Genomic DNA, 23799 nt, shown 5'->3' on the forward strand with positions numbered 1-23799 from the left:
CAAAACATTTCCGGGTAAAACGGAGATAAACAGGAATAAGAGTTCTTTGAAAGATTTAAGATAAACAAACAAGTAGTACAAGCCGGTGCACCGTATATATATGGTGTACGGAAAAACAAGAACCGTCAATATTTTTATTGTATTGATAGATTTGGAGTCCTTGAGCGTAAAGTCAACTTAAGTGTTGAAAGAATATTTTTACAATGAAGAGTTTGATCCTGGCTCAGGATGAACGCTAGCTACAGGCTTAACACATGCAAGTCGAGGGGCAGCATGGTCTTAGCTTGCTAAGGCTGATGGCGACCGGCGCACGGGTGAGTAACACGTATCCAACCTGCCGTCTACTCTTGGCCAGCCTTCTGAAAGGAAGATTAATCCAGGATGGGATCATGAGTTCACATGTCCGCATGATTAAAGGTATTTTCCGGTAGACGATGGGGATGCGTTCCATTAGATAGTAGGCGGGGTAACGGCCCACCTAGTCAACGATGGATAGGGGTTCTGAGAGGAAGGTCCCCCACATTGGAACTGAGACACGGTCCAAACTCCTACGGGAGGCAGCAGTGAGGAATATTGGTCAATGGGCGATGGCCTGAACCAGCCAAGTAGCGTGAAGGATGACTGCCCTATGGGTTGTAAACTTCTTTTATAAAGGAATAAAGTCGGGTATGCATACCCGTTTGCATGTACTTTATGAATAAGGATCGGCTAACTCCGTGCCAGCAGCCGCGGTAATACGGAGGATCCGAGCGTTATCCGGATTTATTGGGTTTAAAGGGAGCGTAGATGGATGTTTAAGTCAGTTGTGAAAGTTTGCGGCTCAACCGTAAAATTGCAGTTGATACTGGATGTCTTGAGTGCAGTTGAGGCAGGCGGAATTCGTGGTGTAGCGGTGAAATGCTTAGATATCACGAAGAACTCCGATTGCGAAGGCAGCCTGCTAAGCTGCAACTGACATTGAGGCTCGAAAGTGTGGGTATCAAACAGGATTAGATACCCTGGTAGTCCACACGGTAAACGATGAATACTCGCTGTTTGCGATATACGGCAAGCGGCCAAGCGAAAGCGTTAAGTATTCCACCTGGGGAGTACGCCGGCAACGGTGAAACTCAAAGGAATTGACGGGGGCCCGCACAAGCGGAGGAACATGTGGTTTAATTCGATGATACGCGAGGAACCTTACCCGGGCTTAAATTGCACTCGAATGATCCGGAAACGGTTCAGCTAGCAATAGCGAGTGTGAAGGTGCTGCATGGTTGTCGTCAGCTCGTGCCGTGAGGTGTCGGCTTAAGTGCCATAACGAGCGCAACCCTTGTTGTCAGTTACTAACAGGTGATGCTGAGGACTCTGACAAGACTGCCATCGTAAGATGTGAGGAAGGTGGGGATGACGTCAAATCAGCACGGCCCTTACGTCCGGGGCTACACACGTGTTACAATGGGGGGTACAGAGGGCCGCTACCACGCGAGTGGATGCCAATCCCTAAAACCCCTCTCAGTTCGGACTGGAGTCTGCAACCCGACTCCACGAAGCTGGATTCGCTAGTAATCGCGCATCAGCCACGGCGCGGTGAATACGTTCCCGGGCCTTGTACACACCGCCCGTCAAGCCATGGGAGCCGGGGGTACCTGAAGTGCGTAACCGCGAGGATCGCCCTAGGGTAAAACTGGTGACTGGGGCTAAGTCGTAACAAGGTAGCCGTACCGGAAGGTGCGGCTGGAACACCTCCTTTCTGGAGAGGATCCAAAGTAAAGGTTTTTGTTTTTGTACTGCTGTTGTTGTTTATTCAAGATATGATTCCGTATTAAGACGGAAGAGAGAAAGTAAGAAGCCGGGTCTAATGAAACAGACTAGGTTGAACTTAGTCCTATAGCTCAGTTGGTTAGAGCGCTACACTGATAATGTAGAGGTCGGCAGTTCAACTCTGCCTGGGACTACGAATCTTGAGATTCGGGGGATTAGCTCAGCTGGCTAGAGCATCTGCCTTGCACGCAGAGGGTCAACGGTTCGAATCCGTTATTCTCCACTCCATCAGAGACGTAAGATACGAAGATGACCGATCTATGACATATTGTACAAGCAAACAGTAATTTTAGTAGTAAAGAGCTGAAAGTATATATCATCCCGCTGGCACGCAAGTGTGGGCGAATGAATAAGGAAAGTAAAGAAGGGCGCATGGCGGATGCCTTGGCTCTCGGAGGCGATGAAGGACGTGATAAGCTGCGATAAGCTCCGGGGAGGTGCAAATAACCTTTGATCCGGGGATTTCCGAATGGGACAACCCGGCGTGTTGAAGACACGCCACCTGATCATTTCAGGAGCTAACGCAGGGAACTGAAACATCTTAGTACCTGCAGGAAAAGAAAATAACAATGATTCCCCCAGTAGTGGCGAGCGAACGGGGAATAGCCCAAACCGTTCATGTTACGGCATGATCGGGGTTGTAGGACTACGTCGTTGCATGAAGACATCGGAGAAGAACTTTCTGGAAAGAAAGACCATAGAGCATGACAGTTGCGTATTCGTATGTTGTCGAAGCATAGTAGTATCCTGAGTAGCGCGGAGCACGAGGAATTCTGCGTGAATCTGCCGGGACCATCCGGTAAGGCTAAATACTCCCGAGAGACCGATAGCGAACCAGTACCGTGAGGGAAAGGTGAAAAGCACTTCGAACAGAAGAGTGAAATAGTTCCTGAAACCGTGCGCCTACAAGCGGTCGGAGCTGCTTAAAGCAGTGACGGCGTGCCTTTTGCATAATGAACCTACGAGTTGCCTTTGCCGGCAAGGTTAAGTGTGACGACACACGTATCCGAAGCGAAAGCGAGTCTGAAGAGGGCGTATAGTCGGCAGTGGCAGACGCGAAACCAAGTGATCTACCCTTGGCCAGGTTGAAGGCTGGGTAACACCAGCTGGAGGACCGCACCAATAAGCGTTGAAAAGCTTCTGGATGAGCTGAGGGTAGGGGTGAAAGGCTAATCAAACTTGGAGATAGCTCGTACTCCCCGAAATGCATTTAGGTGCAGCCTTGTGGGTTACTGATGTGAGGTAGAGCGACTGATAAGATGCGAGGGCTTCACCGCCTATCAAGTCTTGACAAACTCCGAATGCGCATCAGTTTTACCTCAGGAGTGAGGGCATGGGTGCTAAGGTCCGTGCCCGAGAGGAGAAGAATCCGGACCACCTGCTAAGGTCCCGAAATGACAGCTAAGTTAAACTAACGAAGTCTGACTGCTAAGACAGCTAGGATGTTGGCTTGGAAGCAGCCATTCATTTAAAGAGTGCGTAACAGCTCACTAGTCGAGGAGTCTGGCGTGGATAATAATCGGGTATTAAGTTGTCTACCGAAGCAGTGGGATCATTGAAATGATCGGTAGGGGAGCATTCCAGTCAGCGTCGAAGGCGTACCGCGAGGTATTCTGGAGCGTCTGGAAAAGCAAATGTAGGTATAAGTAACGATAAAGGGGGCGGGAAACCCCCTCGCCGAAAGACTAAGGTTTCCTGATCAACGCTAATCGGATCAGGGTAAGTCGGGTCCTAAGGCTCAGCCGAAGGGCGATGCCGATGGCAGAAACGGTTAATATTCCGTTACTACCTCCAGGAGTGATGTGGAGACGCAGTAGTGACAATGCCGCCATCTGACGGAATAGATGGTTGAAGGGTGTAGATGTTGATCTTGGCAGGCAAATCCACCATGAGAATCGAACCTGATAGTATGCCGCGTCCCTCGGGACAAGGCAATAGTGCATGTAATCATGCTGCCAAGAAAATCCGCTAAACTAAATCCTGTAGGTACCCGTACCGTAAACGGACACACGTAGTCGGGATGAATATTCTAAGGCGCTTGAGTGATTCACGGTTAAGGAACTAGGCAAACTGACCCTGTAACTTCGGGATAAAGGGTCCCTACCCGGTGACGGGAGGGCGCAGAGAATAGGTCCAGGCAACTGTTTAACAAAAACACAGGGCTGTGCTAAATCGAAAGATCCTGTATACAGCCTGACACCTGCCCGGTGCTGGAAGGTTAAGAGGAGACGTCATCGTTGAGAGAAGCGTTGAATTGAAGCCCCAGTAAACGGCGGCCGTAACTATAACGGTCCTAAGGTAGCGAAATTCCTTGTCGGGTAAGTTCCGACCTGCACGAATGGTGTAATGATCTGGACGCTGTCTCAACCGTGAGCTCAGTGAAATTGTAGTATCGGTGAAGATGCCGATTACCCGCGATGGGACGAAAAGACCCCGTGAACCTTTACTATAGCTTATCATTGAATCTGGGCACGTGATGTGTAGGATAGGTCGGAGGCTTTGAAGGGGGTACGCCAGTATCCTTGGAGCCGCTGTTGAAATACGACCCTTCATTTGTTTGGATTCTAACCCGTGTATATGGGGACACTGATTGGTGGGTAGTTTGACTGGGGTGGTCGCCTCCAAAAGCGTAACGGAGGCTTCTAAAGGTGCCCTCACGGCGATTGGTAACCGCCGTTAGAGTGTAATGGCATAAGGGCGCTTGACTGGGAGACTGACAAGTCGATCAGGTAGGAAACTAGAGCATAGTGATCCGGTGTTTCCGTATGGAAGGGACATCGCTCAAAGGATAAAAGGTACTCCGGGGATAACAGGCTGATCCCTCCCAAGAGCTCATATCGACGGAGTGGTTTGGCACCTCGATGTCGGCTCGTCACATCCTGGGGCTGGAGAAGGTCCCAAGGGTTGGGCTGTTCGCCCATTAAAGTGGCACGCGAGCTGGGTTCAGAACGTCGTGAGACAGTTCGGTCTCTATCTATCGTGGGCGTATGAAATTTGCGTGGCTCTGACACTAGTACGAGAGGACCGTGTTGGACAGACCTCTGGTTTACCGGTTGTGCCGCCAGGTGCATTGCCGGGTATCTAAGTCTGGATCGGATAAGTGCTGAAAGCATCTAAGTACGAAGCCGGCCACAAGATTAGATTTCTGAGGGTCGTTGTAGACTACGACGTTGATAGGATGCAGGTGTAAAGGTAGAGATACCAAAGCCGAGCATTACTAATTGCCCGTCCACTTTCCTTATATTTAGGATGGTGTATACGTTCGGTTATTACTACAGGATAAGATAACGCTGATGGCTTGTCGATATGTCGCCCTTATTCAGGTGGCTATAGCACAAGGGTTCCACCTCTTCCCATTCCGAACAGAGAAGTTAAGCCTTGTCACGCCGATGGTACTGCGTCACAGTGGGAGAGTAGGTAGCTGCCGTTTTTGATTGAAGCCTCCGGACTTGAAGAAGTTCCGGAGGCTTTTTTTTGCATCCACGTGTGAATTTACATCCACGTGTGGCTGGCTCTGTTTCCCCGGGCCTGCCCGGCTGGCTCCGCCATGCTCCTTCTCCGGCGGGAAGCAACCCCGGAAGTTTTGCCCTGTAGCGGGCAATGTTCATGTCTATGTCATAAAGTGAGTTTAATTTGTGTCAATTCAATTGGGCCTCTATATCTAAAGTGATCTATAACTTTGGAGATACACTTCTATAGAGATACTTGTAGATGTATATCTTCCTATAAACTGTTACTCTAAAAATAGAATAAATAAAAAATCGTAGTTTATATTATGAAAAAACTTTCATTTTTATTTTGTGTTTAGAAAATAATCTCTACCTTTGCAACGTTTTAGATAAAATAAGAGATAAACAATGAACCAAGGATTTATACATATTTTGCTATGCGGCATTATTATTCTACTGGCAAAGTCAGCAGGAAGTGAGTGTTGTGCATAAAAGTATGTGTGAATAATGATATACGAAAGCCTTTCTCACTTCCTTGTGTGAAAGGTTTTTTTTATGAATGTAATAATGTATAAAATTGAAATTTATGAGTGACAGATTATTTATTTTTGATACCACTCTTCGTGATGGCGAACAGGTTCCGGGATGTCAGTTGAATACAGTGGAAAAGATTCAGGTGGCTAAGCAGTTGGAGGCTTTGGGAGTGGATGTGATTGAGGCAGGATTTCCTATTTCAAGTCCGGGGGACTTCAATTCAGTAATTGAAATTTCTAAGGCTGTTACTTGGCCAACCATTTGCGCGCTGACTCGTGCAGTTGAAAAAGATATCGATGTAGCTGCTGACGCATTGAAGTTTGCCAAGCACAAACGTATTCATACTGGCATTGGAACTTCAGATTCTCATATCAAATATAAATTCAATTCTACTCGTGAAGAAATTATTGAACGTGCGGTGGCTGCTGTGAAATATGCACGTCGCTATGTAGATGATGTGGAATTTTATGCGGAAGACGCAGGACGTACGGATAATGAATATTTGGCTCGTGTGGTAGAAGCTGTTATTAAAGCGGGAGCGACAGTAGTGAATATACCTGATACTACAGGTTATTGCTTGCCTGAAGAGTATGGGGCGAAAATTAAATATTTGGTAGATCATGTAGATGGTATTGATAAGGCTATTATTTCTACTCATTGTCATAATGATTTGGGTATGGCTACTGCTAATACGATTAGTGGTGTGTTAAATGGAGCACGTCAGGTAGAAGTGACTATCAATGGTATTGGAGAACGTGCTGGTAATACTTCCTTGGAAGAGGTGGCAATGATTGTCAAATGCCATAATGATATTAATATTCAGACAAATATCAATACTCAGAAGATTTATCCGACTAGCCGTATGGTGTCAAGTTTGATGAATATGCCGGTTCAGCCGAACAAGGCAATTGTGGGACGCAATGCTTTTGCACATTCATCCGGTATCCATCAAGATGGTGTTTTGAAGAACGTACAAACATACGAAATTATTGACCCGAAGGATGTGGGCATTGATGATAATGCTATTGTTTTGACTGCTCGTAGCGGACGTGCTGCGTTAAAACATCGTCTTCATGTTTTGGGAGTCGAACTGGAGCAGGACAAATTGGATAAGGTATATGAGGATTTCTTAAAACTGGCTGATAAGAAGAAAGATATCACAGATGATGATATTCTGGTATTGGCAGGTGCCGATAGAAGTGTTAATAACCATATTAAACTGGATTACTTGCAGGTAACAAGCGGAGTGGGAGTTCGTTCGGTGGCAAGTTTAGGGCTGAATATTGCAGGAGAGCACTTTGAAGCTGCTGCCAGTGGAAATGGACCGGTAGATGCTGCTATCAAGGCTTTGAAAAAAATTATTGACCGCCACATGGTGTTGAAGGAATTTACGATCCAGGCTATCAGTAAAGGTAGTGATGATATGGGTAAAGTACACATGCAGGTGGAATATGACGGACAGATGTACTATGGTTTCGGAGCGAATACAGATATTATCGCTGCATCAGTAGAAGCATATATTGATTGTATCAACAAGTTTAAAAGATAATAATACGTAAAATGGCTAACACATTATTTGATAAGATTTGGGATGCCCATGTGGTACAAAAGGTTGAGGACGGACCTACTCAGCTTTATATAGACAGGCTTTATTGTCATGAAGTAACTAGTCCGCAGGCTTTTGCGGGACTGCGCGCACGCGGGGTGAAAGTCTTTCGTCCGGATCATGTATATTGTATGCCGGATCACAATACTCCGACACATGACCAGGACAAACCGATTGAGGATCCGGTTTCTAAAACGCAGGTGGATACTTTGGCAAAGAATGCCAAAGATTTCGGTTTGGCTCATTTCGGTATGATGGATAAAAGAAATGGTATTATTCATGTAGTAGGTCCGGAAAGAGGGCTGACTTTGCCGGGGATGACAATTGTTTGTGGTGACTCGCATACTTCTACCCATGGTGCGATGGGAGCTGTTGCTTTCGGTATTGGAACCAGTGAAGTAGAAATGGTGTTGGCTTCACAATGTATCTTACAATCTCGTCCGAAAACCATGCGTATCACTATTGATGGCGAACTGGGTAAAGGAGTGACGGCAAAAGACATGGCTCTTTATATGATGTCTAAGATGACAACCAGTGGTGCTACTGGATACTTCGTGGAATATGCCGGTTCAGCTGTCCGTAACTTGAGTATGGAAGGGCGTCTGACTTTATGTAATCTGAGTATTGAAATGGGGGCACGTGGTGGCATGGTTGCTCCTGATGAAGTGACTTTTGAATATATAAAAGGCAGGGAACATGCTCCGAAGGGTGCGGATTGGGATAAAGCGGTGTCTCATTGGAAAACATTAAAGAGTGATGATGATGCTGTATTTGATAAAGAGGTTCGTTTTGATGCAGCAGATATTCAGCCGATGATTACATACGGAACGAATCCAGGAATGGGTATGGGAATCACTGAACATATTCCGGTAGATGATAAAAGTGCTTCTTTTAAAAAGTCTTTGGACTATATGGGCTTTCAGCCGGGAGAATACTTGCTAGGTAAGAAAATTGATTATGTATTTTTGGGTGCTTGCACTAACGGACGAATTGAGGATTTCCGTGCCTTTACCTCTTTAGTGAGAGGGAAAAAGAAAGCAGATCATGTGATTGCATGGCTGGTTCCAGGATCATGGATGGTAGATGCACAGATTCGTGAAGAAGGTTTGGACAAAATTTTGGAGGAAGCAGGATTTTCTATCCGTCAACCGGGATGTTCTGCTTGTCTGGCTATGAATGATGATAAGATTCCGGCCGGAAAATATTCGGTATCTACTAGTAACCGTAATTTTGAAGGACGCCAGGGACCAGGTGCTCGCACGTTGCTTGCCAGTCCGCTGGTAGCTGCTGCTGCGGCAGTGACCGGTGTAATAACAGATCCTAGAGAACTAATTTAAAAATGCGAAGACAATGAAACAGAAATTCAATATCATAACAAGCACTTGCGTACCCCTTCCTTTAGAGAATGTGGACACAGACCAAATTATTCCGGCCCGTTTCTTAAAGGCGACAACTCGTGAAGAGAAATTCTTTGGTGATAATCTGTTCCGTGACTGGCGTTACAATCCAGATGGTTCTCTTAACAAGGATTTTGTATTGAATAATCCTACTTACGGTGGACAAATCCTTGTGGCGGGAAAGAATTTCGGTTCTGGTTCCAGCCGTGAACATGCTGCATGGGCTATCGCCGGATATGGTTTCCGGGTAGTTGTGTCCAGCTTCTTTGCTGATATTCATAAGAATAATGAATTAAATAATTTTGTACTTCCGGTGGTGGTGAGTGAAGGATTCTTGAAGGAACTTTTTGATTCAATTCATGCAGATCCAAAAATAGAGGTGGAAGTAAATTTGCCTGAACAGACTATAACCAACAAGGCTACAGGTAAAAGCGAACATTTTGAAATCAATGCATATAAGAAACATTGTTTGATGAACGGGTTGGATGATATCGACTTTTTGCTGACCAACAAAGACAAGATAGAAGCATGGGAAAAAGCGTCAAAATAGAAATCATGGACACAACACTCCGCGATGGTGAACAAACCAGCGGAGTATCTTTTGTACCCCATGAAAAATTGATGATTGCTCGATTGCTATTGGAAGATTTAAAGGTAGACAGGGTAGAGGTTGCCTCGGCCCGTGTATCGGATGGCGAATTTGAAGCCGTTAAAATGATATGTGACTGGGCTGCCCGCCGGAATTTGCTTCACAAAGTGGAGGTGCTCGGATTTGTGGATGGCCGTACTTCTGTAGACTGGATACAACGTACAGGATGCAGGGTAATAAACTTATTGTGTAAAGGTTCGTTGAAACATTGTACACAGCAGTTGAAGAAAATGCCTGAAGAACATATTGAAGATATTGTGAATGTGGTGCGTTATGCTGATGAACTGGATATTGCCGTTAATGTATATCTGGAAGATTGGAGTAACGGTATGAAAGACTCTTCTGACTATGTATTCCAGTTGATGGACGGATTGAAGGATACTAGCATCAAGCGATATATGTTACCCGATACATTAGGTATCTTGAATCCTTTGCAAGTGATAGAATTTATGCGGAAGATGAAAAAACGTTATCCTCATACCCATTTTGATTTCCATGCGCATAATGATTATGACTTGGCTGTGAGTAATGTACTTGCTGCTGTGCTGAGTGGGGTTAAAGGGCTTCATACTACTATCAATGGATTAGGGGAACGTGCAGGAAATGCACCACTTGCCAGTGTTCAAGCTATTCTGAAGGATCATTTTAATGCTTTGACCAATATTGACGAAAGCCGTCTGAATGATGTGAGCCGAGTGGTGGAATCTTATTCAGGTATTGTTATTCCTGCCAACAAGCCGATTGTGGGTGAGAATGTGTTTACGCAAGTGGCCGGCGTTCATGCCGACGGTGATAACAAGAATAATCTTTATTGCAATGATTTGCTGCCGGAACGATTCGGGCGTAAACGTGAGTATGCGTTGGGCAAGACTAGTGGCAAAGCCAATATTCGTAAAAATCTGGAGGATTTGGGTCTTGATTTAGATGAAGAATCCATGCGTAAGGTAACGGAACGTATTATCGAATTGGGTGACAAGAAGGAACTGGTTACTCAGGAGGATTTGCCTTATATTGTTTCCGATGTGCTGAAGCATGGGGTGGTAAGCGAAAGTGTAAAATTGAAAAGTTATATTGTGACACTGGCGCATGGACTGAAGCCGATGGCTACTGTGAAAATAGAGATTAATGGAAAAGAGTTTGAGGAGAATTCCAGCGGCGACGGTCAGTATGATGCTTTTGTGCGTGCATTGCGTAAAATTTATAAAGTGACACTGGGGCGTAAATTCCCTATGTTGACCAACTATGCGGTAAGTATTCCTCCTGGGGGCCGTACAGATGCATTTGTACAAACAGTAATAACTTGGAGTTTTGAAGAAAAAGTATTTCGTACTCGTGGGCTGGATGCTGACCAGACGGAGGCTGCTATTAAGGCTACCATGAAAATGCTGAATATAATAGAAAATGAATATGAATAATAATGGTTAGTGATTAATGGTTAGTGGTTAATGAACAGTGTTGTCAGATTTCATTAACCGCCAACTATTAATCACTGACCGCTAACCATTAATCACTAAAAAAATGGATTTTAAAATTGCAGTTTTAGCCGGTGACGGTATCGGACCGGAGATTTCAGTGCAAGGCGTTGATGTGATGAATGCTGTTTGCGAGAAATTTGGTCATAAAGTAAGTTATGAATATGCGATCTGTGGTGCGGATGCGATCGATAAAGTAGGTGATCCGTTTCCTGAAATGACTTTTCAGGCTTGTAAGAATGCGGATGCAGTGTTGTTTTCTGCTGTAGGTGATCCTAAATTTGATAATGATCCCACAGCAAAAGTTCGTCCGGAACAAGGTTTGCTTGCTATGCGTAAAAAATTGGGTTTGTTTGCTAATATTCGTCCTGTGCAGACTTTTAAATGTCTGGTTCATAAATCTCCGTTACGGGCTGAACTGGTGGAAAATGCAGATTTTATCTGTATCCGTGAATTGACCGGAGGTATGTATTTCGGAGAAAAATATCAGGATAATGATAAGGCATACGATACCAATATGTACACTCGTCCGGAGATTGAGCGTATCTTAAAAGTGGCTTTTGAATATGCTATGAAGCGCCGTAAGCATCTTACTGTAGTTGATAAAGCCAATGTGTTGGCATCTTCACGTCTGTGGAGACAGATTGCACAAGAGATGGCTCCTCAGTATCCGGAAGTGACTACAGACTATATGTTTGTGGATAATGCTGCCATGAAGATGCTTCAGGATCCTTGTTTCTTTGATGTGATGGTGACTGAGAATACATTTGGTGATATTCTGACAGATGAAGGCTCTGTTATCAGCGGCTCTATGGGATTGCTTCCTTCTGCTTCTACGGGTGAAAGCACTCCGGTATTCGAACCTATTCACGGTTCATGGCCACAGGCTAAAGGATTGAATATAGCCAATCCATTGGCTCAAATCCTATCGGTAGCCATGCTGTTTGAGTATTTTGACCTTAAGGAGGAAGGCGCCTTGATTCGTAAGGCTGTAGATGCTTCTTTGGATGAAAATGTGCGTACTCCGGAAATTCAGGTTGAAGGTGGGGCCAAGTATGGTACCAGGGAAGTGGGTGCTTGGATTGTGGATTATATCAAGAAAGCATAGAAATTTATAGGTCTTTTACGGGGAATCAGAAGTGAATGGCATTTTACTTCTGATTCTTTATTTTTATTGGATAAGAAAAAGTATATTTGATGCTGCAAATAAAACAAAGATAATAATTGAAAGACATTTAAATGAAGAATTTAGTTTATGCTTTGGTAGGAGCTGGTTTTATGATTGCCTGCCAGCCTTTGAGCCGACCGGAAATCAGCGGTACGCTGACTGGTATCGAGAGTGATACATTATTGGTACAATCTTTTCCTGTAAATGATCGTGATAGTCGTAGGACAGATACGGTTGCCATGCAAAATGGAAGTTTTGCCTTTAATTTAGGTAATAGTGTATTGAAACAGGTTTATATTTATGGTAAACCGTCAGTGAAACCCAATGAGGATGGCAGTATACCTGCCATATCGATGAAAGCTGTAAGTTTTTTGCTGTTGCCTGGCCAGCCTATAAAAATTTCAGGTTCATTGGATGAATATAAATTGGAGGGAGGTTCCTTTTATGACGATTATAATGAAGTGGTGGAGGACTGTAAAACATATAGTCATAAAATAGATTCATTGAACGTAGTCTGTATGGATATGGAGAAAAAAGGAATACCCGGAGATTCTATCCGTAAAGTTTATGCTCCAGCAAAAGAATGGTATGGAAATATTTTAAAAATAAAAAGTGACTATGTTAGGCAGAATCCGGATAAAGATGTATCAGTATATGTAATGTCACAGTTGTCAAGGGATCAGTTGGGGGATGCTTTTAATGTTTTGACTGATCGGGTAAAGGAAGGAATGATGGCTCCTTTATATCAGAGAATGAGAGAAGGATATGAGAAAGAACTGGCTCGCGATAAAGCAAAAGAAGCAATGAAACCAGGTAATCTCGCTCCAGAATTTACTTTGAAGGATTTGGATGGAAAGAATTTTGACTTATCTTCTCTGAGAGGTAAATATGTAGTGCTTGATTTCTGGGGAAGCTGGTGTGGATGGTGCATAAAAGGAATTCCCGAAATGAAAAAGGCATATGAAAAATACAAGGGAAAAATAGAATTTGTAGGGATTGACTGCAATGATACAGAGGATAAATGGAAAAAAGCAGTAGCTGAGCATCAATTGCCGTGGATTAATGTACGCAATATAGGTGAACCGGATGTGGCGGTGATGTATGGAGTAAGTGGTTATCCCACTAAATATGTGATTGATCCTGAAGGGAAAATTGCTAAACAGGTAGTTGGCGAGGACCCCGAATTTTATATGTATCTGGAGGCATTGATGAAATGATGAAAGGTTTCGGATAATTATGAATAACAGAGGTGTGCTATTATTTGAACACATCTCTGTTGTTTAATTTAGAATTTTTTTACGCGTATATGACAGTAAGGTTCTCCTCCCATTTTATCGTAATAGTGCTGATGATAGCCTTCTGCTTCCCAAAATTTCTCGGCAGGGCGTAATCTGGTATTGACTCTATGACCTTTCGAGCGAAGCAGTTCGATGACCTCTTCAGCTTCGGATTTTTGTTTTTCATCCATGTAGAAAATCATACTCCGATATTGCGGCCCAAGGTCGGGACCTATTCCATCGGTTTGTGAGGGATCATGTATTTCAAAAAAAAGTTTGCACAAATCCACATAAGAAACCATGTCGGCGTCATAATCTACAAAAATAGCTTCTACATGGTGTGTCATGTGGGCTTTTACCTGAGTATATGCGGGGTTGGCTTCCGGACCACCTGTATAACCGACTGTAGTGTTTAGTACACCCGGAATACGTTCGAACTGATGTTGTACGCCCCAGAAGCATCCGGCGGCGAATATCGCTTTTTCTACTTTCATGTTCTTTATTCTTTTAAAATTGTATGCCAAATATACGGAATACCCTTTAAAACGAGAAACCTACCTTATGCTTTTTTTAATTAAACTAAAGGAATATCGTTAAAGATTCCTCTACCTTTGCAACCGGAATTAATTAATATAGAAAATCGGATGAAACAGATCGTATGTTATCTTATGTTGCTATGTGCATGTATGCAGTTGCAGGCGCAAACTTACGATGAACTGATAACCAGTGCGTTGGATGCGGCAAAAAAAGACAGTTTGACAAAATCAGAAATATTGTTCAGACAGGCATTGAAGATGGATCCTGCCAATATGCGTAATGCTTTATTGTTTACTAATCTAGGAACGGTCCAGCGGAGATTGGGGAAAATAGATGATGCTATTGACTCGTACACGTTATCCTTGAATATTACTCCATATTCTGTTGTTACATTGCTCAATCGTGCTTCACTCTATTTGGAGAAAAATTTGTTTGACAGGGCTTATGTGGATTATTGTAATGTGATCGATATAGACAAGAAAAATAAGGAAGCATTACTTTTCCGGGCTTATATTTATATGCAACGTAGGGATTATAAAGGAGCGAGAATAGATTATAACACTTTATTACAGGAGGAACCGGGAAATAATACTGCACGTTTGGGCAGGGCACTTTTAAATCAGAAGGAGTTGAAGTATCGTGAATCTTTAGAAGATTTCAACAGATTGGTTTCCGATAATCCCAGAGATGTCTCTTATTTGAAAGCTCGTGCTACATTGGCTGTAGAAATGAATACGCCTGATCTGGCTTTATTGGATTTGGAGGAGGCCGCCAAACTGGCACCGGACGATGCGGAAATTTATGTGATGTGTGGTGAGATTTATTTAAGTCAGAAAAAGAAAAGAGAAGCGTATGTTGCTTTTGAAAAAGCAATAGAGTTGGGAGTGCCCCGACCGGAGTTGCAGGATAAGCTGAAAGCGAGTAAGTAAAAATGCGAACAGGATTATTGTCAGACAATCATCGTGCTTTTACAATAGGAACAGAATTTATCTGTTCCTATTGTTGGTATATGAGGGCAATAGCTTTTAAAAAAGGTATTTTCATTCCTGCAATACCTTTTTTATCAACTCTATAAAATCTTTTCCGTATTTTTCTTTCTTATATTCGCCGATACCATTGATGTTGCCGAATGCTTCTATAGTTGTAGGTTGTTGGGTGGCGATCAGGTGCAAAGTCTTGTCGGATAGAACAATATAGGCAGGTATAGCTTGCTGGTCTGCCAGTTTTTTACGCAGTACACGTAACTCCTCGAACAAGTCCTTGTTTTCATTACCAAAAGTAACCGGAGTGGGAAAGAGTACCTCTTCCTTGGCTTTCTTTTTACGTTTTTCCTTAGCAGGTATGAATTCTTCCCGTTTGATGACTACCAGCATGGCGGGTTCTTTGCCGAACAATACTTTTTGCCCGCTTTCAGTTATTTTGAGGTGATTGTTTTCATTATAGGCTATTTCGAAATAGCCTAGATTCAGCATTTGCAGCAGATAATCTTGCCAGTCGCGTGCAGGAATATCTCTTCCTGCAGCATATGTTTTCAGTTTGTCATAACCTTTGTCAATCAGTTCTTGGTTCGCTGACCCTTTCAATATGTCTATTAACATGTGGGTGCCTATTTGTTGGTTAGTTCGGGCTATTGCACTTAAAGCTTTTTGTACAATGATTGTTCCGTCAAAGCGCTCGGGGGGATTACGGCACACATCACAGTTGCCGCAATCATGGTCCATTGTCTCACCAAAATAGTTCAGCAGAATACGCCTCCGACAGATATCCGATTCAGCATATTGTTGCATTCGGTGTAATTTCTCTAAGTTAATTTCCTGCTGGCTGCTTTCTGTAGCGAATTTGGAAAGCATAACCAAGTCTCCCAGTGAATAGAACAGCAAAGTATCACTTTCCATACCATCACGTCCGGCACGTCCTATTTCTTGATAGAAACTTTCTATGCTTTTAGGAAGGTTATAATGAATAACCCAGCGTACATTGGATTTATCAATTCCCATCCCGAAAGCAATAGTGGCACACACTACCTGTACACGATCGTTTATGAAATCATTTTGTGCTTTATCACGCATATCACTGCTTAATCCTGCATGATAAACGGTTGCACGGATACCTTGTTTCATCAGCATTGCGGCCACATTTTCTGTTTTGCTGCGGCTCATGCAATAAATGATACCACATTCATTTTTGTGTTTTTCTATAAATTCAAGGATAGTCCGTGCCTTATCCTTTTGTTGGTAGCCTCTTTTTACTTCCAAACTCAGATTGGGACGATCAAAGGAAGATATGAATATTTTAGGATCTTTCAAGACCAATTGTTGTGCAATGTCTTTTCGGGTTATTTTGTCAGCTGTAGCAGTTAATGCTACAATCGGTACTTTGGGAAACTGATTACGTAGTACCTTTAATTGGGTATATTCAGGCCGGAAATCATGTCCCCATTGTGAGATGCAATGAGCTTCATCAATGGCAAATAAAGATATTTGGATATCTTTCAACAGGAAATTTGTTTCTATAAGTAATCGTTCAGGTGAAATATAAAGCAATTTGATTTTTCCTTGAAGACATTCGCGACGTAGGTTTATATTTTCTGTTTCATTATTGCTGCTGTTCAGTGCCCGTGCTGCAATTCCGTTTGCTTGTAAACTTTCCACCTGGTCTTTCATTAAAGAAATAAGAGGTGAAACGACAATGGCCGTACCTTCCATCAGTAAAGCCGGTAATTGATAACAGATGGATTTCCCTCCTCCTGTAGGCATTAATACCAAAGTATCCTTTTGAGCTAATATATTTTGAATAATATCTTGCTGTAAAGGACGGAAACTATCGTATCCGAAGTAATTTTTTAGAGTTTGGAACATATCTGTTTATTATTTTAAAACGTAATCGGCTACAAAGGTAGTAAAATCTTTAGATTTGGTCGGGATCTCTGCCTGATAATAATAAATAAGATATACTTTTATTCGTAACTCATTTGGTTGGAAATTACTACTTGAAAGAGAAGCCGGTTATTGTAGATCGGACAAATAAACTTTTTTGCCACTTAAAAAACAAAGTGTTGTGATTATTTAAGAAATAAATTAGGCAAAAAAAGTTGCATATGAAAAAAACTTTTCCCACATTTGTCCAAAATTAGATGTTTGCATTTATATAACTAACCAAACAACGAAAAATTAAAAGAAAAATTAACTGATGAGCGACGTGGAAAAAAAATCAGAAACCCAGGAAGCGGCTCCTAAGAAAAAGCCGTATAACCTGAGAGAAAAGAAAGAGAAAAAGGCTGCTTACAGATCTCTGATTAGAGCAGAACTTGCCGATGAATTGTATGATAAGATTTTGAACATTGTAGTTGTTCAGAAAAAGTACAAAGATCCTAATTATTCAGCAAAAGACTTGGCGAAAGAATTAAAGACAAATACTCGTTATTTGTCAGCTGTAGTGAATTCCCGCTTCGGAATGAATTATTCTTGTTTGCTGAATGAATATCGTATTAAAGATGCTTTGCATCTTTTAGTTGATAAACGCTATATGGATAAGAATGTGGAAGAGATTAGTGCAATGGTAGGTTTTGCTAATCGCCAATCTTTTTATGCTGCATTTTATAAGAATGTGGGTGAGACTCCTAATGGCTATCGTAAGAGAAATCAAGAAAAGAAGTAAGAGCATAATTTGCTACATTATAATTTAGAAAAAGGAAAACAATTGTTTTCCTTTTTTTATTTCGGCTCATGAATTATGTATCTATGAAAAAAAGTTGATTGTAGAAATGAAACAGGCTGGTTGCAATGAAATAGACAAGAGCATGAATAAAATGGAGGAATTTAATTACACGGTTGAACAATTTGCCGACTTACAGTTACTTCGATATAAAGTGTATGGATTTGAAGAACTGAGTTTGAAACAAAAAGAGTTGATTTACTATTTGTCACAAGCTGCTTTGCAAGGTCGTGATATTTTGTTTGATCAGAATGGCAAATACAATTTGCTTATTCGTAAAATGTTGGAAACCGTATATACAGAGTATCAGGGAGATCGTACAGATGTGAATTTCGTCAATTTGGAAACTTATCTGAAACGTATATGGTTTTCTAACGGAATTCATCATCATTATGCTTCGGATAAGTTCGTACCAGGTTTCACTCCGGAATTTCTTAGAGACGCATTGAATAGTGTGGATGCATTGAAGTTGCCTTTGGGTAAAGGGGAAACAGTGGAAGAACTTTGTGAAGAAGTCTTTCCGGTGATTTTTGATCCTGAAATGATGCCTAAACGTGTGAATCAGGCAGACGGGGAAGATTTGGTCCTGACTTCGGCTGCAAATTATTACGAAGGGGTAACCCAGAAAGAAGCGGAAGATTTTTATCATAATTTGAAGAATCCGGATGATATGATGCCGGTAATGTTTGGTATGAACAGCCGTTTAGTGAAAGAGGACGGAAAAGTACAAGAAAAGGTCTGGAGATCTGGCGGATTGTATGGGCAAGCCATTGATAAGATCATTTATTGGTTGGATAAGGCTCTTGGTGTGGCAGAAGATGCACAACAAAAAATAGTTATCGAAAAATTAATTCGATTTTATAAGAACGGGGACTTGAAGGATTTTGATGAATATTCTATTGCGTGGGTGAAGGATTTGGATTCACGCGTGGATTTTGTTAACGGCTTTATTGAAAGTTATGGAGATCCGTTAGGATTGAAAGCTAGTTGGGAGTCCATTGTGAATTTTAAAGATCTGGAAGCAACCAAGCGCACGGAAATCATCAGCGCTAATGCCCAATGGTTTGAAGATCACTCACCTGTAGATCATCGGTTTAAAAAAAAGGAAGTGAAAGGTGTGTCGGCCAAGGTGATTACAGCCGCTATGCTGGGGGGGGATTTGTATCCTGCTACGGCGATTGGGATTAATCTCCCTAATTCCAACTGGATTCGTAGTGTGCATGGTTCTAAGTCTGTAACCATCGGAAATCTGACAGATGCCTATAATAAAGCGGCTCATGGTAATGGATTTGCAGATGAATTTGTTTGCGGTGCCGAAGAGAAAGAATGGATAAAGAAATATGCAGATCTTACAGGGGATTTACATACTGATTTGCATGAATGTTTGGGACACGGTTCTGGGCAGTTGTTACCGGGAGTAGATCAGGATGCTTTGAAAGCGTATGGATCTACGATAGAAGAGGCACGTGCCGATTTATTCGGTTTGTACTATCTGCCGGATGACAAAATGATAGAATTGGGGCTTACACCGGATGGAGATGCCTTTAAAGCAGAATATTATACTTATATGATGAATGGTCTGATGACCCAGTTAGTCCGCATCGAGTTAGGTAATATGGTAGAGGAAGCACACATGCGTAACCGCCAGCTCATTGCGCGGTGGACATTTGAGAAAGGTGCTGCAGATAAGGTGGTTGAAATGGTTAAGAAGGATGGAAAAACGTATGTGAAGATAAACGATTATCAAAAATTGCGCACTCTGTTCGGACAGTTGCTGGCTGAGATACAACGCATTAAAAGTGAAGGCGATTTTGAGGCTGCCCGTAAATTGGTCGAAAAGTATGCGGTGAAAATAGATCCGGTTTTGCACGCCGAGATATTGGCACGTTATGAAAAACTTCATTTGGCTCCTTACAAAGGTTTTGTAAATCCTGTATATGAGGCTGTGACAGATAAAGATGGAAATATTATAGATGTAAAAGTATCTTATAATGAAGGTTACGCGGAGCAGATGTTACGTTATAGCAAAGAATTTGCGAATCTTCCTTATAGAAATGAATAAGAAAAAATATGGATGTACATGAAACAATAAAAGACATAAAGGGGCAATTCCGTTTGTTTATGAATGGGGTGGCTTCCCAAAGTATGCGCGAGAAGGGATTAGACTATAAACTGAATTTTGGCATCGAACTTCCGCGTTTGAAAGAAATAGCTGCTCGTTATGAAAAAAATCATGAAGTGGCGCAGGCTTTATGGAAAGAAAATATCCGTGAATGTAAAATTCTGGCGGGGATGTTACAGCCGGTAGAAACATTTTATCCGGAAATAGCTGATATATGGGTAGAAGATATGCGCTATCCGGAAATAGCGGAACTGACTTGCATGAGTTTGTTCCAATATTTGCCTTATGCTTCGGAGAAGGCTTTCGAATGGATGGCCGATGATCGTGAATATTTTCAGTTATGCGGCTTTATGCTGATGGCAAGACTATTGATGAAGGGTAATCAGCTGACTGAGCGTTCGGAAGCTGAATTTTTGGATCAGGCAATGGCCACTTTACAAAGCGAGGGAGTGTTGCCCCGCAAAGCAGCTGCTACTGCTTTGAAGAAGTTTGCCGTTCAAAGCAAAGAAAATGGCAAAAAGGTGAACCGATTGTTGGCTCCATTAGCCAAATCAGATAAGGTAGAAATAGCTTCTTTGGCTGGAGAAATAAAATTAGAAACAGAATATTGGCATTAAACTTTCATGTTATCATAAAAAGGCTTAACTTTGACGGCGGAACTGAAATCTGTGATGGAAGAGAATGTGAAAGATAAGGTAAAGCAGATCTTGACAGAATATCTGCAGGTTAACGGGCATCGGAAGACACCTGAACGATATGCTATACTCGATACTATCTATTCCATTAAAGGTCATTTTGACATTGATACGCTTTATAATTATATGGCAAATGAAGGGAAATTCCGGGTAAGCCGGGCTACTCTTTATAATACCATCATTCTTTTTATCGATGCAAAATTGGTTATTAAACATCAGTTCGGCAATTCTTCCCAGTACGAGCGTGCGTACAACAATGAAACCCATCATCACATGATATGTACGGAATGTGGCAAAGTGACCGAATTTCAGGATGAGAATCTGAAACAAGCCATTGCCAATACGAAGCTGAAGAAATTTCATGCCTCGCACTATTCCTTATATATCTATGGTGTATGCAGCAAGTGTACTTGGGCCAAGCGTAGGAAGAAAAAAGATAAGTAACATAAAACGAAGAAACATGAAAGTAGATGTCTTGTTAGGTTTGCAATGGGGTGATGAAGGCAAAGGAAAGGTTGTCGATGTTCTGACTCCCCGTTATGATGTAGTAGCTCGTTTCCAGGGAGGTCCGAATGCAGGCCATACACTGGAATTCGAAGGCCAGAAATATGTGCTCCGTTCCATTCCTTCCGGAATATTTCAAGGAAATAAAGTAAACATTATTGGTAATGGTGTGGTACTGGATCCGGCTTTATTCAAGGCTGAGGCTGAAGCTTTGGAAGCTAGCGGACACCCCCTGAAAGAACGTTTGCACATTTCAAAGAAAGCTCATTTGATTTTGCCTACTCACCGCATTCTGGATGCAGCCTATGAAGCTGCTAAAGGAGATGCCAAAGTGGGAACTACCGGAAAAGGTATAGGCCCTACTTATACTGATAAAGTGAGTCGTAACGGCGTACGTGTAGGTGATATCCTTCATAATTTTGAAGAAGTGTATGGAAAAGCAAAGGCACGCCACGAACAGATCTTGAAAAGTCTGAACTATGAATATAATATAACCGAGCTGGAAAAACAATGGTTGGAGGGTATTGAATACCTGAAACAGTTCCATTTGGTGGACAGTGAACATGAAATCAACAATCTTCTGAAGTCGGGTAAGAGTGTGCTTTGTGAAGGTGCGCAGGGAACGATGCTTGATGTTGATTTCGGTTCTTATCCTTTTGTCACTTCTTCAAATACCATTTGTGCCGGTGCTTGTACCGGTTTAGGTATCGGTCCTAATAAAATTGGTAATGTATACGGTATCATGAAAGCGTATTGTACCCGTGTGGGATCAGGTCCTTTTCCTACCGAGCTGTTTGACGAAACTGGTAAGAAAATCCGTGATTTAGGTCATGAATATGGTGCGGTGACAGGTCGTGAACGTCGTTGTGGCTGGATTGATCTTGTGGCTTTGAAGTATTCTATCATGGTAAACGGGGTGACCCAGTTAATTATGATGAAGAGCGATGTGTTGGATGATTTCGAAACTATCAAAGCATGTGTGGCTTATAAAGTAAATGGTGAGGAAATTGATTACTTTCCTTATGATATTAGCGAGGGGTTGGAACCTGTATATGCGGAGCTTCCCGGATGGAAGACTGATATGACCAAGATGACCAGTGAGGATGAATTCCCGGAAGAATTCAATGCGTATGTCACTTTCTTGGAAGAACAGCTGGAAACCCCGATCAAGATTGTTTCGGTAGGTCCTGATCGTGGTCAGACTATTGAACGTTATACGGAAGAATAATAGGGAAGAATCTTATAAGATAAAAAAGAGATACTGTTTTCTTTTGGAGGCAGTTTCTCTTTTTTTTGTATACATCTATCTGTTTCTATGTATATTTGATAAAATTGTAACATCTATAATGATACCCATGTAAGATAATATATCTTTCGTCTTTATCGTCTATATCTTTCCGGTTGCTATTCAAGATGTGTGTGGAGCATCAATTGTGCATTATTGCGTATTATTGTGCCAAATCGCGTCAAATCGCGTCATTCCGTCCGGGCTTCTTTCTATATTTGCCATAAATAAAAAAATATTGATATGGCATTACAAACAACCGGATTGGAATTTTTCTACCTGAGTGTGGATTTCTTCGAGAATGATAAAATATTGTTGGTGGAACAAGAGTTGGGCAGTCGGGCTACATTGCTTGTATTGCGCTTGTTGGCACGTATTTACCACAAAGGATATTTTTGCCGTTGGGGAAAGGATGAGTGTCTGCTTTTTACCCGCAGATTGCCCGAAGGCTGTACGGCCGATTATGTACAGCAAGTGGTGGATGCACTATTGGAACGTGGCTTTTTTAGTAAAGTCCAATACGAAAGATTTGGAATTCTTACTTCGGAAAGCATACAGGGCCATTATTTTGAGGCGGCACAACGACGGAAGCGTGTAGAGGTGCGGGCTGATTACTTGTTGATAGAGATTTCAAAATACAAGAATTTGTATGTAGACGGCAGTAACGTAGGCATTTCAACGGAAAATGTGGACATGAAAACCGGAAATGTAAACATGAAGTCACAAAGTAAAGCAGAGGAAAGTAAAGCAGAGCAAAAAAATGAAAAGGACTCCTCCTCTTTTTGTTCTCCAGAAAAGAAGAGGATTTTTGCGGAGAAAGAGACCTTTTCTTCTATTCCTGTAGATGGAAAACGCAGAAATACTTCCGGACTGGTTGAAGCTTTGCAGCAGTGGGGGATAGGAGATGATAATTTATATAAAATAGTGGGGTACTGTGATTATGGTGTGATAGGGCATCCGATATGGAAAATATTAGCTGATATGCGTATGTCAGGTGGAAGGATACATCAACCGTTAGCCTTTATTTGGTCGCGCCTGCGAGTTTGACCGATTAGGATTTAGTAGATTGATAAATACTGTAATTGTGTAATAAAAAAAACGATTGATAGTTTTATGGTTCATATAAGTAGAAAATAAATAGAATATTAAATAGATAATAGCCTGATTTTTAGAGTGCTGATTATGCTAATGGTAGAGTATAAGTAGAAAGTGACTAAAAAAATAGTTATAATATATTGTGTATCAAGTAAAAGGGAGAAATAATATAAGTATGGTGGACTGAATGAATAGAGGGGGAACGGTAAGCATAAGTTCTTTTGGAACTCAGTTTATCAATAACATTGCAAAGATATAAAATTTTATTAAAAATAAAAGAATAAGGCTATTATTTTTGTCTATAATATTTTTTATTCATAAGTATTATTTAGTTGCGATATTTGTTAAAAGTAGGGTATTTATTTTATTTTGAGTATGAAATGATGTAAAATACATGAAAATTGTCAAGAAAATCACTTTTTTTCTTTGGTAATCATTTTCTTCTTTATATATCTTGTTCCCAATAAAGTAGTCTGCTACTTTTTATTTCTT

General features: G+C 41.8%; 15 protein-coding genes, 2 tRNA genes and 3 rRNA genes. 18 read left to right on the top strand and 2 right to left on the bottom strand.

Annotation, left to right across the window (positions count from 1 at the left end; all coding sequences use genetic code 11):
• The first annotated feature begins 200 nt into the window (after positions 1-200).
• The 11 genes from GKD17_RS03695 to GKD17_RS03745 all read left to right on the top strand — a co-directional run bounded on the left by GKD17_RS03695 (position 201) and on the right by GKD17_RS03745 (position 13295).
• Positions 201-1732, top strand: a 16S ribosomal RNA gene (locus GKD17_RS03695).
• A 131-nt stretch (positions 1733-1863) separates the two neighbouring features.
• Positions 1864-1937, top strand: a tRNA-Ile gene (locus tag GKD17_RS03700).
• Between the two features lie 15 nt (positions 1938-1952).
• Positions 1953-2026: transfer RNA gene (locus GKD17_RS03705), tRNA-Ala, on the top strand.
• Between the two features lie 129 nt (positions 2027-2155).
• Positions 2156-5044: ribosomal RNA gene (locus GKD17_RS03710) — 23S ribosomal RNA — on the top strand.
• Positions 5045-5122: 78 nt separating this feature from the next.
• Positions 5123-5233 (top strand): 5S ribosomal RNA (gene rrf, locus GKD17_RS03715).
• Together the 16S, 23S and 5S rRNA genes with 2 tRNA genes alongside form the textbook arrangement of a ribosomal RNA operon.
• A gap of 605 nt (positions 5234-5838) precedes the next feature.
• On the top strand, positions 5839-7335 hold the full coding sequence (locus tag GKD17_RS03720; RefSeq protein ID WP_005840837.1) for a 2-isopropylmalate synthase: 1497 nt from the start codon (positions 5839-5841) through the stop codon (positions 7333-7335).
• An 11-nt stretch (positions 7336-7346) separates the two neighbouring features.
• The gene (gene leuC, locus GKD17_RS03725; protein ID WP_007836683.1) at positions 7347-8729 is read left to right on the top strand and encodes a 3-isopropylmalate dehydratase large subunit; all 1383 of its coding nucleotides are present in this window, start codon (positions 7347-7349) and stop codon (positions 8727-8729) included.
• Between the two features lie 13 nt (positions 8730-8742).
• Positions 8743-9339 carry a 3-isopropylmalate dehydratase small subunit gene (leuD, locus tag GKD17_RS03730; RefSeq protein ID WP_007836685.1) on the top strand — a complete coding sequence of 199 codons (597 nt, stop codon included), beginning with the start codon at positions 8743-8745 and terminating at the stop codon, positions 9337-9339.
• The gene (locus tag GKD17_RS03735; protein WP_007836687.1) at positions 9318-10853 is read left to right on the top strand and encodes an alpha-isopropylmalate synthase regulatory domain-containing protein; all 1536 of its coding nucleotides are present in this window, start codon (positions 9318-9320) and stop codon (positions 10851-10853) included. The genes leuD and GKD17_RS03735 overlap by 22 nt, the downstream gene beginning before the upstream one ends.
• 103 nt (positions 10854-10956) lie before the next feature.
• Positions 10957-12018: a 3-isopropylmalate dehydrogenase gene (gene leuB / locus GKD17_RS03740; protein ID WP_007836689.1), complete on the top strand. Its 1062-nt coding sequence runs from the start codon at positions 10957-10959 to the stop codon at positions 12016-12018.
• A gap of 131 nt (positions 12019-12149) precedes the next feature.
• Positions 12150-13295, top strand: a complete 1146-nt coding sequence (locus GKD17_RS03745) for a TlpA disulfide reductase family protein (RefSeq protein WP_007836690.1) — start codon at positions 12150-12152, stop codon at positions 13293-13295.
• Positions 13296-13363: 68 nt separating this feature from the next.
• On the opposite strand, the gene msrA is transcribed toward GKD17_RS03745, so the two are convergent.
• On the bottom strand, positions 13364-13849 hold the full coding sequence (msrA, locus tag GKD17_RS03750) for a peptide-methionine (S)-S-oxide reductase MsrA (RefSeq protein WP_007836691.1): 486 nt from the start codon (positions 13847-13849) through the stop codon (positions 13364-13366).
• Between the two features lie 117 nt (positions 13850-13966).
• Here msrA and GKD17_RS03755 point away from each other — a divergent pair, with 117 nt between their 5' ends.
• Entirely contained in the window at positions 13967-14821 is an 855-nt protein-coding gene (locus GKD17_RS03755) for a tetratricopeptide repeat protein (protein WP_007842235.1), read from the top strand.
• Between the two features lie 111 nt (positions 14822-14932).
• On the opposite strand, the gene recQ is transcribed toward GKD17_RS03755, so the two are convergent.
• A complete protein-coding gene (gene recQ, locus GKD17_RS03760; protein WP_007836693.1) occupies positions 14933-16750 on the bottom strand; it encodes a DNA helicase RecQ in 1818 nt (605 codons plus the stop codon).
• Positions 16751-17081: 331 nt separating this feature from the next.
• On the opposite strand from recQ, the gene GKD17_RS03765 reads away from it, so the two are divergent.
• From GKD17_RS03765 to GKD17_RS03790, 6 genes are all read left to right on the top strand, one after another.
• Entirely contained in the window at positions 17082-17549 is a 468-nt protein-coding gene (locus GKD17_RS03765) for a helix-turn-helix domain-containing protein (protein ID WP_005841109.1), read from the top strand.
• Between the two features lie 106 nt (positions 17550-17655).
• Entirely contained in the window at positions 17656-19668 is a 2013-nt protein-coding gene (locus GKD17_RS03770) for a dipeptidyl-peptidase 3 family protein (RefSeq protein WP_007836696.1), read from the top strand.
• An 8-nt stretch (positions 19669-19676) separates the two neighbouring features.
• Positions 19677-20345: a DNA alkylation repair protein gene (locus GKD17_RS03775; RefSeq protein ID WP_007836698.1), complete on the top strand. Its 669-nt coding sequence runs from the start codon at positions 19677-19679 to the stop codon at positions 20343-20345.
• A 30-nt stretch (positions 20346-20375) separates the two neighbouring features.
• Complete coding sequence (locus GKD17_RS03780) at positions 20376-20867, top strand: Fur family transcriptional regulator (RefSeq protein ID WP_005841116.1); 492 nt, start codon at positions 20376-20378, stop codon at positions 20865-20867.
• A 16-nt stretch (positions 20868-20883) separates the two neighbouring features.
• Positions 20884-22155: an adenylosuccinate synthase gene (locus tag GKD17_RS03785; RefSeq protein ID WP_007836701.1), complete on the top strand. Its 1272-nt coding sequence runs from the start codon at positions 20884-20886 to the stop codon at positions 22153-22155.
• A gap of 300 nt (positions 22156-22455) precedes the next feature.
• On the top strand, positions 22456-23259 hold the full coding sequence (locus GKD17_RS03790) for a DUF4373 domain-containing protein (RefSeq protein WP_007836702.1): 804 nt from the start codon (positions 22456-22458) through the stop codon (positions 23257-23259).
• The last annotated feature ends 540 nt before the right edge of the window (positions 23260-23799 follow it).

It is taken from the genome of Phocaeicola dorei, from assembly GCF_013009555.1.
Taxonomy (GTDB): domain Bacteria; phylum Bacteroidota; class Bacteroidia; order Bacteroidales; family Bacteroidaceae; genus Phocaeicola; species Phocaeicola dorei.

Coding starts and splice junctions, on each gene's coding strand:
- GKD17_RS03720 (WP_005840837.1), top strand. CDS start 5,839: ATGAGTGACAGATTATTTATTTTTGATACCACTCTTCGTGATGGCGAA.
- leuC (WP_007836683.1), top strand. CDS start 7,347: ATGGCTAACACATTATTTGATAAGATTTGGGATGCCCATGTGGTACAA.
- leuD (WP_007836685.1), top strand. CDS start 8,743: ATGAAACAGAAATTCAATATCATAACAAGCACTTGCGTACCCCTTCCT.
- GKD17_RS03735 (WP_007836687.1), top strand. CDS start 9,318: ATGGGAAAAAGCGTCAAAATAGAAATCATGGACACAACACTCCGCGAT.
- leuB (WP_007836689.1), top strand. CDS start 10,957: ATGGATTTTAAAATTGCAGTTTTAGCCGGTGACGGTATCGGACCGGAG.
- GKD17_RS03745 (WP_007836690.1), top strand. CDS start 12,150: ATGAAGAATTTAGTTTATGCTTTGGTAGGAGCTGGTTTTATGATTGCC.
- msrA (WP_007836691.1), bottom strand. CDS start 13,849: ATGAAAGTAGAAAAAGCGATATTCGCCGCCGGATGCTTCTGGGGCGTA.
- recQ (WP_007836693.1), bottom strand. CDS start 16,750: ATGTTCCAAACTCTAAAAAATTACTTCGGATACGATAGTTTCCGTCCT.
- GKD17_RS03765 (WP_005841109.1), top strand. CDS start 17,082: ATGAGCGACGTGGAAAAAAAATCAGAAACCCAGGAAGCGGCTCCTAAG.
- GKD17_RS03770 (WP_007836696.1), top strand. CDS start 17,656: ATGAAACAGGCTGGTTGCAATGAAATAGACAAGAGCATGAATAAAATG.
- GKD17_RS03775 (WP_007836698.1), top strand. CDS start 19,677: ATGGATGTACATGAAACAATAAAAGACATAAAGGGGCAATTCCGTTTG.
- GKD17_RS03785 (WP_007836701.1), top strand. CDS start 20,884: ATGAAAGTAGATGTCTTGTTAGGTTTGCAATGGGGTGATGAAGGCAAA.
- GKD17_RS03790 (WP_007836702.1), top strand. CDS start 22,456: ATGGCATTACAAACAACCGGATTGGAATTTTTCTACCTGAGTGTGGAT.